Origin of the sequence: Desulfobaculum bizertense DSM 18034, from assembly GCF_900167065.1 — a bacterium.
Classification (GTDB): Bacteria; Desulfobacterota; Desulfovibrionia; order Desulfovibrionales; family Desulfovibrionaceae; genus Desulfobaculum; species Desulfobaculum bizertense.
Map to the genome: position 1 here is coordinate 465,389 of NZ_FUYA01000001.1, position 15,976 is coordinate 481,364.

Below are 15,976 nucleotides of genomic sequence, written 5' to 3' on the forward strand. Positions count from 1 at the left end.
CGTCTTTAGAACGACTATCGGGAGAACCTATGCTCGACGGAATGCGGCAGCATGCGAGTTCATGGATTATTAAGGTCATCTTTGCAATTATTATTGCAGTATTTGTGCTGGCTTTTGGCTCTGGTACCATGAGCAATCGTGCCAGTGGTGGCGCGGTACTCGCCTATGTGGACGAGACTCCTATCCTTATTAAGAACTTTAATATGGAATATCAGCGCGCCATCGAAGGCGTGCGTCGTCAGAACCCCGGTGTTTCTGCCGCTGCTCTCGAAACCCCTGCATTCAAGCAGCAGGTTTTGAACCGCATGGTGAATGAAACCCTTCTCGCTAGCGAAGTCCAGAGACTGGGCATCACCGTGAGCAAGGATGAGGTTCGTTCCCGAATCCTCCAGTATCAGGTGTTCCGCAACAAGGATAACGCCTTCGATCAGGAGATCTACAAGCAGGTTCTGCGCTCTCAGCACATTACCCCCGGCGTTTTCGAAGCCGATATTCGCCGCCAGCTGAGCCAGGAAAAGCTTTTCAAGTATCTGAACCTCGGCGCAACCGTTTCTGAGAAAGATGCTTACGAGCTGTTCAAGTTCCAGGCGCAGACTGCTCGCGTTGAGTATCAGCTCCTGAACTGGCGCGATTTTGCCGACAAGGTCACTCCTTCTGATGACGAAATCGAAGCCTACTACAAAGAGCACAGCGCAAGCTTCACGGTTCCTGCTGTTGCCAGCTTTGAGTATCTGAGTTTCACTCCGTCTGCTCTCGCTGCTTCCGAGAAGGTCGCAGACAATGAGATCAAGGCGTACTACGAGGCAAATACCGCTCAGTTCAAAACTCCTGAGATGGTTTCTGCCCGTCACATCTTGCTGAAGCTTGATCCTTCCGCTTCTGACGAAGACGTCAAGGCGGCCGAGGGCAAGGCTCAGTCCATTGAAAAGAAACTCGCTCGTGGTGGCGACTTTGCCGCTCTTGCGAAAAAATATTCCGAAGGACCAACCGCTTCCCGTGGTGGCGACCTTGGCTGGTTTGGCCGTGGCGCTATGGTTCCTGAGTTTGAAAAGGCTGCCTTCGGCCTCAAGGAAGGCGCTGTCTCCAAGCCTGTTCGGACGCAGTTTGGTCTGCACATCATCAAGCTTGAAAAGAAGCGCGCCGCTGGCGTCAAGACTCTCGACGAAGCTCGTGAGCAAATTACGCAGGTCATCGCCGAAGAAAAGGCCGCAGGCAAGCTCTCCGACCTTCTCGATCAGGCTATTGAGCAGATCATGGTTGGCGACAAGATGGACAAGATCGGTGACTCCCTCGGTATGGCTGCCAAGAGCACGGGCATGGTTACAGAAAACCAGCTCGCTTCTCAGCTCGGCCTCAAGGGTGAGGATCTCAAGACTGTCTTCACTCTCGTTGTCGGCTCTGCAACGGACACCCCCGTGCAGGTTAACGATGGCTATCTCCTTGCTTCCAAGGTGAAAGAAACCCCTGAGCATGTCGCTCCCCTGAGCGAAGTGAAACCTAGCATTGTTGAGGCCCTCAAGCGTCGCGGTGCAATCACAATTGCTCAGGAGAAAGCTCAGGAGTTGCTCAAGAAGTATTCCGCAGCGAAGGACGTAGAGAGTTCCGCTCTCAAGATGAGCACTCCCTTCTCTCGTCAGGGCTTTATCGCTGGTCTCGGCGCTGCCCCCGAGCTTGCTGCAGAAGCTTTTAAGGTCAAGGAAGGCCAGTGGCTCTCCAAGCCTTTTACCGTTGCCGACGGTGTTGTTATCGCTCGCGTCGCGCAGCACATTGCTCCTAACGAAAAGCTTTGGGAAACCCAGAAAGGGTATCTCCTGCAGCTTTTGACTCAGGCCAACGAGAACGAAATCTTCCAGGCTTTCCTCACCTCTTTGCGTGAAAAAGCTGAAATCAAAATCGCTGAGCCTAAAGTCCTCGAGTAAGAGCGCTTTACTCCAGAATGCAAAAGGCCCCTCAAAGAGGGGCCTTTTTTTGTGGCATTATGGCTGGATGGGGGGGGAGGGAAGATTGGGGTGTGGATGGGTGGGTGGGAAGATTGGGCGTGGATGGGCGGGTGGGAGAAAACCGGGGCCAGCCCCGGACCCCGCGTAAGGGAATGATTCCCTTACGTATCCTCATCGAGTTTAAAAGCCGTGCAAGCTTCGCTTGCACGGCTTTTAAACTTGGGTGAGAAGGCGTAAAGAGTCTCTTTCTCTTCTGCGAGTTCGCCACCATTTTCTTTCTGAACGCTTGCGTTCAGAAAGAAAGGGTTGGAGCGCAAAGAAAAAGAACACACGCCCAGTTAATTAGGCCAAAATTTAAGGGCCGGATGTAAGGGAAAGCCAAGGGCTTTCACACATCCGGCCCTTAAATTTTGGGCGATAGCGGGATTCCCAAGGGCCTCGTCCTTGGGCGGGGTCAAGGGGCAGGCCCCTTGCAGAGCACGAGACAGAGTCTCGTAACCCACCCTCCCGGCGCCCCTTGCAGAGGTACGGGGACAGAGTCTCGTTTGGTCCAAAAAAAAGCCCCCCCTTTAAGAAGGGGGGGGACAGGATGAAGGGCGAGGGCCTTACTTTTGTTTTTTAAAGATAATGAGCGGACAGTTTTTGCACACGTCTGCGCCGGGGAAGTTGTCACCGGGGCGAGTGATGGAGGAGGAGCCGAGATTGTTCTTGCGGTCGAGGAGACGCTGAACAGTGGGGGCGATGTGCTCACCGGGGATAATGACGTTGATCTCGCCTCGTTCTGTTTTACCTGCGTTGTAGCTGCCGCTACAGGCCGGAAGCAGGTTAAACTTCTTTTCGAGGAAGGAGTAGACGTTACCGCCGCAAGCGGAGGAGTTCATGGTGATGTTGGTCTTTAATGGGTGAACGTCCTGAGCAGCGGCATAGTCAACGGCGAGGTGGTAAGCCTGCATGTTGTCACAGTAGAAGTGAACGGTGTCGGGGTCGAAGAAGGTGTCGGCGAGGGGTGCGACCACGACAGCGAGGAGCTTACCTTCTGGGAGGCGGGCTTTGGAGAGCACGAAGCGCTCGGCCTGCTCGGGGCTGACGGTATACTTGGCGTGGGACTTGAGTTCTGCCTCGTCCATGCCTTTCCAGCCGAGAGAGAAGCGGGCATTGGCACAGCCCTGGTCTTCGGGGTAGCCGAGGACGGTCTGGCCTTTCATGCGTGCAGCGATTTCCCACTGACAAAAAGTCATGGGCTTTACAGGGGTGTAAAATTCAGGACAGTTCTCTTTGAAATCTTCAAGTTCAGCTTCATCAAAGATGTACTTCACAGAGATGGGGTAGTGCATGAGCCGCAGCTCGTCCATCAGGGTGTGCTGAATTGCCTTGTAGTCATGACTCAGAGTTGCCATTGGGAAATCCTCCTATAAATGTTCCTGGGCGGGGCGAGTGCCCGCCGATACGTCCTATTTTTTGATCTTGCGCCTGATTTCTCAAGCGGCTGTTTGCATGAGATATGCGTATTTTTCACAGGAGGGAAGAGATTTTCTTTGTTTTGATATTTTTTTCACAATATACGACTAATGCTTGTAATATATGCGTCTTATAGCTTGACGCGGGTGACGGTTTGGGAAAGGTGCTGAAAAAAGAAAGAAAAAAGGGGGAAAGGTGCGGAAATGCTTGTTCAAATTCGGTCAATCGGCTGGAGATAGTCCTGCCAAAAATTGATGAAGGCAAAGACGAGCCGAATGGGGATGTAAATCATAACCGCGAGCATGATGAAAACGTAGGCATAGCCACCATGCCAGGGGTTAAATTTGAAGTAGCGAAAGGCGGGGTGGTTCCAGATGATGAAGAAAAAGAGAACGAGAGTAAAGTGGAGGAGCATCACCCCGAAACGATGTGATTTTTTGAGATAGGCGAGAAGGATAAGAAAGAAGCAGGAGGCATAGAGCAGGGTTGGAACGGGCGTCATAACAGTCAGCCCGATCTCGTAAGCCCGGCTAAAAATGCTGATGAGTGCTTCAAAAAGCTCTGGCATGACACACCCCCTGAGTATCATAAAGATACCATAGCCATGCGAAAAAAGGCAAACAGGGGGTGTGTTCTTTGTTTAGGACGAGTGCGCCTCGCGGGGCGGAATAGGCTTGGAGAGAAGCTTTTTGTTGGGCCAGATGATGCCGCCAATAATGAGCGCTGCACCGGCAAGCTGCCATGCTGCGAGCGGTTCGCTCAGAAGAACCCAGGAAAAGAAGACGGAAGTGACAGGCTCGAAACATGAGAAAATCGAGGTGTATGTGCTGCCGACTTTTTCGATGGCCATATACATAAAGAGAATGGCGAGGGTTGTGCTGATGAGACCTACAGAGAAAGAAATAATGAGGGCGCGGCTGCTGAGGTCCAGCGGGTTGGACGGTGCTCCGGAGAGATACGTGTTTGCGGCAAAGTACGCGATGGCGGAGCTGAGAAGCACGTAAAACGTCACGGACTGGGCGTTTTCACCTTTGAGGAGAAGTTGTCCAATGATGAAATTGAGGGCGATGCCAAGCATGCTGCTGACGGCAAGAAGGACGCCGCGATAGTCAGCGGAATGAAGGAAGGCATCACAAAAGACAAGGGCGCAGCCAGAGAAGATCAGCACAAGCGAGGTCGTGATGTTTTTGGTCAGCGGCTGCTTAAAGAGAATTGCTGAGGCAATGGCTGTCAGGGCTGGATAGCCGTAAATAATGAGCGCCGTTGTTGAGGCGGGGATGTACTTGACGGCCCCAACAAAACCAGTGCTTTGCATGGGGAAAAAGACAGCACCAACAAGAAGGGATTTAATGAGGCCTTCTCTGCTGATGCGAAAGAGCTGCGGTCGGGCAATGGCAAAATAGACAGCGAGACAAAGCGCGCCAAAGCCAAAGCGGTACTGTAAAATCTCGAATGTCGTCATGCCGCAACCAAAAGCTAGCTTGCTCAATACAGGGAGCAGCCCGAAGCAGAATGCCGAAATAAAGGCATAGAGCAAACCACGAGCCATTGTGAACACCTCCAAAAGGGAATCTCGTTTGAAAGAGGGGTTCTAACGCTCAAGCATGGAGACAGCAAGAGAAATTCATCTCCCAATATGGAAGAATAGCAAAGAATATTGGGGAAATAAAGATGAACTCTGCGTTGTGTGCTTACTCTGTCATTCGGCGGCTAATCTCGTGGTGATTGATGAAAATACGGCTGACGTACGTCACGGTCTCCGAGAAGTTCGGAAGTTTGCCATATGGTGAATAGATACGGTCCTTGCTTTGTGTACGACGAAGCCCGGCGTTGTAGCCTGCGGCGGCGGCAATGATGTTCCCGTTTCGCTGGCGCAGATGCTCGGCAATCATCTGAACCATTGCAGGAATGGGCTTGTTGTAGGTTACGCGTTGGTCAAAGCCGGAAAGAAAAGCGTAGTCCGCATCGTTAAAAATATCGCGTCCCTCAAGGTTTGCCTTGATGTATTCCCGGTATTTGTCGCGGGCGTCTTTGACCTGAGTATCAAGGGCGCTGACTTTTTTGTTCTGCTGCAAGTACTGCGAGGCCTCGGGCAGAACTTTTCCTTTTGATGAGGCAACAAGAGCCTTGTGCATGAGCGTGCTTCGGCCGCCGCCAATGGCATTGCGCTTGGCTCGGGCTTTTTTCCATTCACCACGAATGTCGTAATAGCGCTTGAGCTGACCTGCCTTGTCTGTTGCCTTGTAGGGGGGCTTGGCGTGGGCGTCTTTGTCGCCAGCACAGAGCATGCCGTAGCCGCGGGCTGTGGGGGCAATGAACTGACAGACACCAACCGCAAAGGCGCGGGAGACCGCAAACTCATAGAAAAAGGATTCGGCCATCATTTGCCCCATGATCCATGCAGGATCAACGGGGTAAATTTTTTTGTGCTGCTGCACGCCGTGCAGAATCCAGTAGCTGATGTTTGAGATGCGCTTTTCAAAGTCGATCTGCTCAAACTTTTTGCCCCAGAGGGGAACGTTGCGGCCCGCGTAGTGCGTTTGCAAAAAATCGAGGGTGGCCTTTGTGAGCTTTGTTCGCACGAGGCGCATGTCGCGTTCTGTGCTTGGTGGCTCATAGCTTTTGGGAATGATGACGTTGATGGGAGAAGTGCAGGCATCCCGGTGGGCAGAGGCCCGCAGGGTGACGGTCGTAGCTTCGGCGGAACTCGGACAATAGCCGATGAGAGGCAGCAGCGAGGCTGCAACCATTGTGCGCAATGCACGTCGGCGGGATGGGTTTTGTGGACTCTGTACAATAGGCATAGCCCCCATCATATCAGAATTTTCGAAAAATCGGGAAGGGGGTGCACACATTCAGTAGCTTCGGGAAAAGAGCTGCTGGGAAAAGAATTCACATAGCGTTTTGGAATCATAAAAGAAAAAAAGCGTGGCGTGACAGGAGAAAAAGCTGTCAGCCACGCGTATTTTTTATTCAGAACTTTTTTTTCGCAGAAGCGCCTGCCCGTATGCGGCCTGTCCTAAAGAGATGCAGGCATCACCGGGGGGGAGCTGAGTGTGTGTTAGGGGCGTTATCCCCCGTTTTAAAAGGGAATGTGGAAGGCGTTCTGCCAAAGTCTTGTTCATAAGGACTCCGCCAGTCAGCCCCACATGGGAAATGCCAGTGCTGAGGGCAAGGGACTGGGCGGCTTCTGCCAGAGATATGACGAGTCCCTGATGGAAACGTCGGCTGATGGTGGATCGGGATTCACCATTTTGGGCGTCGTGGAAGGCCTGCTGAAAGAGCTTGAGGGATTCAAAGATAGCAGGGTGCCCGTCTGGGCTTGAGCGAAGTTCGCAAAGATAGGGCTTGTGTACCTGAACGTCGCGCATGGTGCCCTGTGCGGTTTCGAGGAGAATAGCGGCCTGAGCTTCGTAATCTATGCTGGAGCAGAGGCCAAGGATGGCTGCCACCGCGTCGAAAAGTCGACCGCAGCTTGTGCTGGTGGGGCTGTTGAGCTGTTTTTTGAGCATGGAAAGGACGAGGGGCTGTTCTTTCTTGTGCGCGGAGGTCCACGGAAGAGTGCCGGGAATATCCTCGCCAAGCGCAACGAGGGCACTCAGTGCGAGTCGCCACGGTTCGCGGATTGCACGCTCGCCACCAGGCAGGGGGAGGGGCTGAAAGTGCGCGAGGCGGGTGTGGGTGCAGGCTTCGTTGTCAACGAGGAGGAACTCACCACCCCAGAGAGTTCCGTCTTCGCCATAGCCTGTGCCATCAAGGGCAAGAATGATGGCTTGGCCAGAAAAGGCGTTTTCTGCCATGACTGCGTGCGCGTGGGCAATGTGGTGCTGGATGGCACAGTGCGGTGTTCGGGACTCCTCAGTTGCCCAGCGGGTGCTCATGTAGTCCGGATGCAGGTCGTGGACCACGAGTTCTGGGCTTGTCTGGAGAATGGCAGGCAAGTGCCCTGCGATTTCCTTGAAAAAGGAAAAGGTTTCCAGATTTTCCATAGTGCCAATGTGTTGGCTCACGAAAGCCTGATCGCCCTTGGTGACACAGAGTGTGTCTTTGAGTTCTGGTCCGGTACCAAAAACACTTGGTCCGGCGTGATCGAGAAAGATGGGCCGGGGCGTAAAGCCTCTGGCCTTGCGGTAGAACAACGGCTGCGGGCCGTCGGAGCCTTCTATAACGCGCATGACCGAGTCGTCACAGCGGATGAGAATGTCCCTGTTATGAAGGACGAAAAAGTCGGCAATGCTTCCGAGACGGTTTATGGCTTCGCGGTTCCCAATGCTGATGGGTTCAGAACTGAGGTTGCCAGAGGTTGCGACCAGCGCGGGAATGGCCCCTTTGGGCAGAAGCTTCTTGTAGAGGAAAAAGAGAACGTGGTGCAGCGGGGTGTACGGCAGAACAAGGCCAAGGTCAGGAGTATCCGGGTTGAGTTCTGGTGCAAGGGGAGAGCTTGGCGTGCTGAGAATAACAATGGGGCGTTCTATGCCAGAGAGCCAGCGTTCTTCTTCATCAGAAATGGTGGCGATTTGGCGGGCCGTGTCCATGTCTGGAACCATAACCGCAAGAGGTTTCCCATAGCGGTTTTTCCGCTGGCGGAGTGTCTGGACTGCTTCGGACGACCGGGCGTCACACATGAGGTGGAAGCCACCCAGCCCTTTGACAGCCAGAATTTTTCCTTCGGCAAGGGCACGGGCTGCGGCTGGAAGTGAAGGCTCTTTGCGGTAGAGTTCCTTGCCCGCGTTGTCCGTCATCCAGACTTCTGGGCCACACTTGGGACAGGCGTTGGGCTGGGCATGGAACCGGCGGTCTAGCGGATTGGTGTATTCCTCGGTGCAGCTTTCGCACATCGGGAAGCAGGCCATTGATGTTTTGTCGCGGTCATAGGGAATGGAGCGGGTGATGGTGTAGCGCGGTCCACAGTTTGTACAGTTGGTGAATGGGTAGAGGTAGCGGTGATTTTTGATGTCGAAAATATCGTTAAGGCAGTCCGGGCAGGTTGCAACGTCTGGGCTGATAAGCACGGAGTGCCCTTCACCGCCCGTCGACTGGAGAATCTCGAAGGCGTCTTCGGATTCAAGCGGAGGAATTTCTGCCATGTCGCAGGTCACAATACGGGCAAGTGGAGGGAGTTCTTCTCGTAGAGCCGTGGCGAATTCGGCGCATTCGCTGCTCTTTCCCTGTATTTCAATAATGACACCCTCGGGGCTGTTGCGCACGTTTCCGGTGAGTCCTGCATGGAGGGCAATGCGATAAATAAAGGGGCGGAAACCCACCCCCTGCACCGCACCGGTGATGGTATAGCGATGACGAAAGAGTGCAGGGGAAGAAAGCTGTGTCGGCATAGGCTGTCCTTGGGCTGGGAGGTTATCGGAAGTGCGCGCAGAGCCGCTTGAGCGCGCTCAGGGCAAGTCGGGAAGGACGGAAACTCACAGGTTTGAGGATATGTGGAACGATGAAGGCATCGCAGGGGAAGGCGTCAGGCTGTTCCAGAGGGAAGCAGAGGTCTTCAAGGGAGGCTCCGGGGATGCCACGCTCCACAGCTTCGGCCCACAGGGTCAGGTCGCGAGGCTCAAGGCCGAGCATGTGGGCAATGCAGGTGTCCAGTGCCACGGGATTTTCGGAAAGTGCGAGAAAGCCAAGCTCAAGGGCTTCGCCGTCAGTCGGACCTGTTTTGTGCATGCAGGTGACGCCGTCCAGCAGGTTTATGCTGGGAGGGAGCATGTCGCCAATGTCAAGAATCATGGCTTCAAAACGGTTTTCGCATTCTCCATAACGGCTGTGAGCGATGGCTTTGCGAATTCCTGTGACGCAGCCAAAAAGGTTTTTGACAGCAAGGCTGAGGCGCATCTGGCAGTGGGCCTTGAGTCGGGGAAGATTAAAAATGCGGTCCGCCTCAAGAGCCTTGCGCGAGACGCCAATCTGCGCAGAAAAGGAAAGTCCTCTGGAGGCTGGTTCATTAAGCGTTTCGACACGAAGCCCCAGAGGGGCGAGAGCTGACTGGAGACCTGTTTTTTCTGCGACAAGCGCCGCAGAGCCAAAGGCTGGAGAATCTGCAACTGTCACGTCTGCATCATGGTCGAGGGCATAGGCGCAGACTGCCGCTGCGAGTGCTGGCTCGGTGCAGGCGAGGGGATTCTTTCCTGAAACAAGGTTGGGTTTGACAAGAATTCGTTCTCCAGGGCGCACAGCAAGACCTGTTGCCGCAAGGAGAGACTCGAGACGCTCCTCAAGGCATTTTTTTTCATAATCCCGGCAGGATGCAAGGGCCACGCTGGCAGTCTTGGGGTATGGCATAAAAAGCACGTTATACCGGGCTGTGAAGCCTTGCAAGTCCTGCACTTTTTTGTGCGGAAACTCTGTGCTGGCGCGAAGTTGCGGCGAGTTTTTGGGGAGTCTGCCCTGGCAAAAAAGAAAAAAGAGCTGCTTTCCAACACGAAAAATTCCTTGAGACCCAAAGGCTTGCATGTTTTCTTTGTGAAAGAAATCGCGAGGAACTGTCGCCGTTCAGGGCGCAGGCATCATCTCTGGGAGTGCGACAAAAAGAGCCTGTAATCCTGTTCAAAAATATGAAATTGCGGTGCTTCAAAAAAAGTAAAGAATGGTGTTACAGATTCTTTTGGATGTCTTGAGAATATTTTTTGTTTGTGACTGCTTGTGGTGATCGGTGTCGCGTGACTGTCGTATGAGTGACGTTACAGGCGCTTGGCGCAGTACATGAACTTTTTGCGTCTCGAAGGAATGTATCATGTGGAACAGGCTCTCTTTACGTGGACACATCTTTTTTCTGCTTTTTTCCTTGGTTGGCATAACGGTGGCCGTTGGGCTGATGGCGCTGTGGTATGCCCTGCGCGTGGATGGCATCATGACAACCGTTGTGAACAGGAGCACTGCGGCAATGCGGGCTTCGGAGGAGCTGACCATAGCCCTTGTGGAGCAGAAAGGCATTACGACCTATTATTTTCAGGACCGGGACCCGCAGTGGCTGGAACGGCTGTCGCAAAAGAACCAGAATTTTCGGCAGTGGCTGGATACCGCGATGAAGGGAGACACTGGGCCAGAGGGGATGCGTCTTCTCCAGTCCATTGACACCTCCTACGAAAACTATGTGCAGGCCCGCGATACCGTGCTGGAGCGCTACCGGGCCGGGGCAGAGGAAGAGGGCACTGCCCTGCATAAACTTATTCGTAGCCAGTTTGCGTCACTTTTGGACCTCTGTCAGGACTATCGCCATATTCATGAAACAGCTCTCGCTCGGTCCAACAAAGATATCGCAGGTCAGCTGGAGGCGGTTCGTAACGCTTCGCTTGCCACAATGCCTGCTGTGGTGGTGCTCGGAATTTTTTTGGCGTGGGTGATTGTCCGCATGATTTTACGCCCCATTCGCCAAATGGCAGACCAGATGAATGTACGCCCCGGCGTGCCGTTGCGGCCCGATGATATTTCTGATCTTGGGATTCGTGTCCGGGGGCTTTTGGATGATGTGGACAGTACCCACGATCAGCTTGAACGCAGTCAGGAGTCGCTCAAACAGTCCGAAAAATGGGCACTGACAGGCAAGCTGGCAGCGGGCGTCGCTCACAGCATTCGCAATCCGCTGACCTCGGTAAAGATTCGCCTCTTTTCGCTGGGGCGAAGTCTGCGCCTGAATGATGACCAGAAAGAAGACTTTGAGGTCATTACCGAAGAGATTCGGCACATCGACGGTATCGCCCGAAACTTTCTTGAGTTCTCCCGTCCGCCAAAACTTCAGATACAGGACGTGGATGTTTCGGACATTGTGGAAAGTGCGCTGACGCTTTTGCGGCATCGACTGGATTCGTATGAAGTCGACATTGTGCACAATCGTTCAGAGAAGAGTCTGCCTATTCATGGCGATCCAGATCAGCTGAAAGAAGTGCTGGTCAATCTGCTCATTAATGCCTGCGATGCAATGGGCCGCGGTGGGTCGATTACGCTCTCGGCAGAGAAGGGCTATGTGCGTCCAATGGGAGACATTGTGACGCTCAAGGTCAGGGACACCGGACCGGGTATTTCTGAGCAGCACCTTTCCCGGCTTTTCCAGCCCTTTTATTCCTCCAAGGAAGAAGGCACAGGTCTTGGGCTGTCCATTGCCAAGCGGATTGTGGAGGAGCACAACGGGACCATTACTGTAAAGTCTCGCCTTGGTGAGGGAACAACATTTACCATAACGCTTCCAGCACAGGAGAAAGGAACGTGGCATCGATTCTCATAGTTGATGATGACGCCCAGCTGAATCAAAGCTTTGGGCGTTTGCTGCGACAGGAGGGCTATGACGTCTTACAGGCTCCATCAGCCGAGGAAGGCATTCGTGTTGTGGAGCAGAACTGTCCTGATCTTGTGATTATGGACGTGCGGCTTCCGGGGATGACTGGCCTTGAGGGCTTTACGGTCATGCATAAGCACGAGCCTCGGCTTCCGGTGATTATTATGACGGCGTTCGGCACCACGGAAACTGCTATTGAAGCGACCAAGCTTGGTGCCTTTGACTATGTGCTCAAGCCTTTTGATGTTCCGGACCTTTTGGCTTTGGTTGAGCAGGCTCTTGATGCGGGGCGCTTTATGCGAACCCGGGTCGATGTGGACGCTGCACCAGAAAGTGATTCTCCCTATGCGCTGGTCGGGCGAAGCCCTGCCATGCAGGAAGTCTACAAGGCCATTGGCCGGGTTTCGCAGACAGACGCCACAGTTTTGGTGCGTGGAGAATCCGGGACAGGCAAGGAACTGGTGGCGCGGTCTATTTATCAGCACAGCGGCCGTACGGAAAAACCGTTTATCGTTATCAACTGTGTGGCGATTCCTGAAACGCTGCTGGAGAGCGAACTGTTTGGCTATGAGAAAGGCGCATTCACTGGCGCTGTGAGCCGACGGGTGGGCAAAATTGAGCAGGCCGATGGGGGCACAATCTTTCTGGATGAGATCGGCGACATGCCGTTTACCATTCAGGCAAAGCTGTTGCGCCTGCTCGAAGAGAAGAGTGTCGAGCGGCTGGGCGCGGCCCGGGCGCATTCCGTTGACGTTCGCATTATTGCCGCGACGAACCGAGACCTTGAGGCCGCTGTTCAGGAAGGACGTTTTCGGGAAGACCTGTATTATCGGCTCAAGGTGGTTACGCTGAACCTGCCCCCCCTGCGCAGCAGGGAAGGGGACGTGGACTTGCTGGCGGAGCATTTTCTTTCCCGGCATGCGCGGGAGCTGGAGACGCATAATCCGGGCATGACGCCAGAGGCTTTGCAGATTCTGGAGCAGCATGTGTGGCCGGGCAACGTGCGCGAGCTGAATAATGCCATGCACAAGGCTTTGATCTTTTCGCGGGGGTGTCCGGTGACTCCTGAGAATGCGCATCAGGCCCTGTATGGTGAAGAGGATGTTCACCCTGCGGCAAAGGAAGACGTGGGGAGTCTGGCGCGAAAATGGATTGTGCAGCAGCTGACCACCAAAAAGGAAGGGCACTGTTTTGATACGATCATCGACTACTTTGCAAAAATTGCCATCTCTGAGGCGCTTCGGCTGACTGAGGGGAACCGGGCGCAGGCGGCAAAGCTTTTAGGCATGTCGCGGCCCACTTTGCTTTCTCGAATAGATCGCTATGATATTCAGATAGATACACTCATTTCCAGAGACGAGTGACCCCGGCCAGACAAGGAGAGAATTCCTCTTTATGTTGTGATGTGAATTGTGCGCTTTCTCACAAACTTTTTTACACTGTGTAAAATATCTTAACGAAAAATCCGAATACACCGCGACTTTGCTTTTCTGCAGAGTCGCGGTTTTTTGTTGTCTGACGGGTGCTTAGAGGTTTTTAAAACTTTTGTGCATTTTGGCACGAAGGATGCTCATGCAAAAGCATGAAGAATCGAACACACAAAGGGCACACTCCTACAGTCATTCTCGCAGAACGCAATTCTCGGATTCGACGTTTTCTTGAGCGCGAGTTTCGGTCCGAAGGCTATTGCGTTGTGTCTGTGGGGGATGGTCGCGAACTGCGAAAAGCAGCGCAGTCAACGGCTGAGCCTGATGTGTTTGTCATAGATATAGAGGTTCCTTACCTGGAGGAAGGTCTTCTTGATTCGCATGGAAATCTCGCATTGCACCCCCTGATCGTCCATGCCCTCATGCCAGAGGCTGCGCATCTGGTTGTCCTGGCACAGGCAGAAGCCGTGGTTGAAAAAAAAGCTGACCCAAGCTCCCTGAAACAGACCGTGGCACGACTTCTTGCCTGTGATGATGCGCAGTCCTCTTCCTCCTCTTCCGAAATCGAGAAATGTTCTCCTTTCCCTCTTTCGCAGGAGCCGAAATATGAAAGCTGAAGAGGCTCTTCACGACTCCCGCTATTACCGCAGGCTCACGCAGATCATGGCCAGCATTATTGCCGTGGTCTCGCTGACGCCACTGTTATTGATTAGCGGCATTAGCTCCTCCCGTTTTGGGGCCGCCTTTGAAGAAAAGGTCGAAGCCCAGCTTCGGGAGATGGTGCAAAAGCACCAGCAGACAATAGACCTGTATTTGTCTGAAAAGCTTGGAGAGTTGCGTCTGGTCTCGCGCAGCCTTGATGTCAATGAGCTGCGTGACAGCCTGAGTCTGGAGACAGAACTCAAGCACCTTCAGGAAGAATTTAGCGGAGCCTTTGTGGATTTGGGCTTCGTTGCCCCGGATGGGATCCAGCTTGCCTATGCTGGCCCGTATGCCCTCGCTCACGCGGACTATTCCGATGCGGGCTGGTTTAGGCAGGCCATGGATCAGGAATTTTATATCAGCGACGTGTTTCTCGGACTTCGGGGCGTTCCGCATTTCATTATTGCGGTCCGCCAGATTTGGAACGGAGAACCGTGGATACTTCGGGCCACCATCGATTTTATGGCCTTTAACGCGCTGGTTGAAAATATACGTATTGGCAGAACAGGTAGCGCCTACATCATCAATACCTCGGGCACTTTCCAGACTGGACCACGGCATGAGCAGCCCCTCGATGCACAGTGGTTCATAAAGGCGCACCAAGAGCATGTGGAGGAGACGGAAGGACCTACGCACCCCGGGTCCCTCCGTCACCCCCTCCGACCTTACTGGGCATCGGCGTTTATGCCTGACCGGGTATCTATCTTCCGGCATGTCGATCCGCAGGATGTGGATACCATTTATGTCTCGACCCCACTCAAGGGTGGCGACTGGATACTCGTATATCGGCAGGATGTTGCGGATGCCTTTTCAGAACTCCAGCGGACTCGCAGAATTATTTTCTTCATTGTTGGTGCTGGTGGAATAACCATCATTTTAACCGCTGTTTTCCTTGCGCAGTGGATGGTTCGCGGCATCCGGCGGGCAGACAAACAAAAGGAAGTCATGAATGACCAGATCATAGAGGCTGGTCGCATGGCCTCACTTGGTGAGCTGGCAGCTGGCATCGCCCACGAAATCAACAATCCCGTTGCCATCATGGTCGAGGAGGCCGGATGGATTGGGGATCTCCTCGGAGACGAAGAAAAGCTGGAGAATATACAGGAAGAAATCGAGCGTTCTGTGGATCAGATTCAGACGCAGGGCATTCGATGCAAGGAAATTACGCACAAACTGCTCTCGTTTGCACGCAAACTCGATCCCACCCCGCAGGCCCTTGACCTTAATGCTCTCGTCTCAGATCTGGTGGGCCTGTCAGATCAGCGTTCCAGATGTGGAAACTGCAAAGTCATGCTGGATCTTTCCGAGGATCTGCCACGTATGTCTGCCTCTCCTTCGGAACTCCAGCAAGTCATTTTGAATCTTGTCAATAACGCTGTGGATGCCGTTGGAAGTGACGGCGGAACCGTGACTGTGACCACCCGGCAGGATGGGCAGGACATTGTGCTCTTGGTTCGTGACTCTGGCGCAGGCATACCACAGGCAAATCTGAATCGTATTTTTGATCCATTTTTTACCACCAAGCCCGTTGGAAAGGGCACCGGACTGGGCCTGTCGATTGTGTACGGCATTGTTCAGAAAATGGGTGGTGAAATCAGCGTAGAAAGTACCCCAAACGTGGGCACGGAGTTCATGCTTCGTTTGCCCATCGGGGAGCCGGATGAGCCTTCTCAGCCGGAACATGAACAGGCTGGCGGTGCAGACACTGACCAGCAGGACAAGGAGAGGACATCATGACTCGACTCAAAACGGGCGTGCTGATTGTTGATGACGAGCAGCCGTTTGTTGATGCCCTGAACAGACGACTGGGGAAGCGTGGTTTTGAATGCCTGAGTGCACATTCCGGGGCGGATGCACTGGAAAAGCTCGCTCTTAATACGCATGTGGATGTGGTGGTTCTCGATATCCGCATGCCGGGCATGGATGGCATCGAAGCCCTGCGGCGCATTCGGTCCAGCTTTCCGCTGGTGCAGGTCATTATGCTCACCGGGCACGGCACTGTTGAATCCGCCGTTGATGGCATGAAGTATGGCGCTTTTGACTACCTGATTAAGCCCTGCGACATCGAAGAGCTTGCGGCCAAGATTACCGAAGCCAAAGAGCGGAAGGGCGATGAGGAAGACGAAATCCTCGAAGAGGAAAGCCAGAACATTGTGCTTCGGCGAGGGGATTAG

At 53.6% G+C, this 15,976-nt stretch carries 12 protein-coding genes; 6 read left to right on the forward strand and 6 right to left on the reverse strand.

The window, feature by feature from the left end:
• Positions 1-29 precede the first annotated feature (29 nt).
• Complete coding sequence (locus B5D23_RS02130) at positions 30-1,919, forward strand: peptidylprolyl isomerase (RefSeq protein WP_078683741.1); 1,890 nt, start codon at positions 30-32, stop codon at positions 1,917-1,919.
• A gap of 626 nt (positions 1,920-2,545) precedes the next feature.
• Here B5D23_RS02130 and B5D23_RS02140 read toward each other — a convergent pair.
• The 6 genes from B5D23_RS02140 to B5D23_RS02165 all read right to left on the reverse strand — a co-directional run bounded on the left by B5D23_RS02140 (position 2,546) and on the right by B5D23_RS02165 (position 9,728).
• Entirely contained in the window at positions 2,546-3,328 is a 783-nt protein-coding gene (locus B5D23_RS02140) for a DUF169 domain-containing protein (RefSeq protein WP_078683897.1), read from the reverse strand.
• A 281-nt stretch (positions 3,329-3,609) separates the two neighbouring features.
• Positions 3,610-3,966 carry a hypothetical protein gene (locus B5D23_RS02145; protein WP_078683743.1) on the reverse strand — a complete coding sequence of 119 codons (357 nt, stop codon included), beginning with the start codon at positions 3,964-3,966 and terminating at the stop codon, positions 3,610-3,612.
• Positions 3,967-4,038: 72 nt separating this feature from the next.
• Complete coding sequence (locus tag B5D23_RS02150) at positions 4,039-4,947, reverse strand: DMT family transporter (RefSeq protein ID WP_078683744.1); 909 nt, start codon at positions 4,945-4,947, stop codon at positions 4,039-4,041.
• Positions 4,948-5,089: 142 nt separating this feature from the next.
• Positions 5,090-6,202 carry a transglycosylase SLT domain-containing protein gene (locus tag B5D23_RS02155; protein WP_159445874.1) on the reverse strand — a complete coding sequence of 371 codons (1,113 nt, stop codon included), beginning with the start codon at positions 6,200-6,202 and terminating at the stop codon, positions 5,090-5,092.
• 165 nt (positions 6,203-6,367) lie between these two features.
• Positions 6,368-8,731 carry a carbamoyltransferase HypF gene (gene hypF, locus B5D23_RS02160; protein WP_078683746.1) on the reverse strand — a complete coding sequence of 788 codons (2,364 nt, stop codon included), beginning with the start codon at positions 8,729-8,731 and terminating at the stop codon, positions 6,368-6,370.
• Between the two features lie 22 nt (positions 8,732-8,753).
• Positions 8,754-9,728, reverse strand: coding sequence for a DUF362 domain-containing protein (locus B5D23_RS02165; protein WP_234985052.1), 975 nt, complete (start codon positions 9,726-9,728; stop codon positions 8,754-8,756).
• A 406-nt stretch (positions 9,729-10,134) separates the two neighbouring features.
• Here B5D23_RS02165 and B5D23_RS02170 point away from each other — a divergent pair, with 406 nt between their 5' ends.
• From B5D23_RS02170 to B5D23_RS02190, 5 genes are all read left to right on the forward strand, one after another.
• The gene (locus B5D23_RS02170; RefSeq protein ID WP_078683747.1) at positions 10,135-11,622 is read left to right on the forward strand and encodes an ATP-binding protein; all 1,488 of its coding nucleotides are present in this window, start codon (positions 10,135-10,137) and stop codon (positions 11,620-11,622) included.
• On the forward strand, positions 11,604-13,037 hold the full coding sequence (locus B5D23_RS02175; protein ID WP_078683748.1) for a sigma-54-dependent transcriptional regulator: 1,434 nt from the start codon (positions 11,604-11,606) through the stop codon (positions 13,035-13,037). Before B5D23_RS02170 ends, B5D23_RS02175 begins: the two co-directional genes overlap by 19 nt.
• A 218-nt stretch (positions 13,038-13,255) precedes the next feature.
• The gene (locus tag B5D23_RS02180) at positions 13,256-13,717 is read left to right on the forward strand and encodes a response regulator (RefSeq protein ID WP_078683749.1); all 462 of its coding nucleotides are present in this window, start codon (positions 13,256-13,258) and stop codon (positions 13,715-13,717) included.
• On the forward strand, positions 13,707-15,539 hold the full coding sequence (locus B5D23_RS02185; RefSeq protein WP_078683750.1) for a sensor histidine kinase: 1,833 nt from the start codon (positions 13,707-13,709) through the stop codon (positions 15,537-15,539). Before B5D23_RS02180 ends, B5D23_RS02185 begins: the two co-directional genes overlap by 11 nt.
• Positions 15,536-15,976 carry a response regulator gene (locus B5D23_RS02190; RefSeq protein WP_078683751.1) on the forward strand — a complete coding sequence of 147 codons (441 nt, stop codon included), beginning with the start codon at positions 15,536-15,538 and terminating at the stop codon, positions 15,974-15,976. The genes B5D23_RS02185 and B5D23_RS02190 overlap by 4 nt, the downstream gene beginning before the upstream one ends.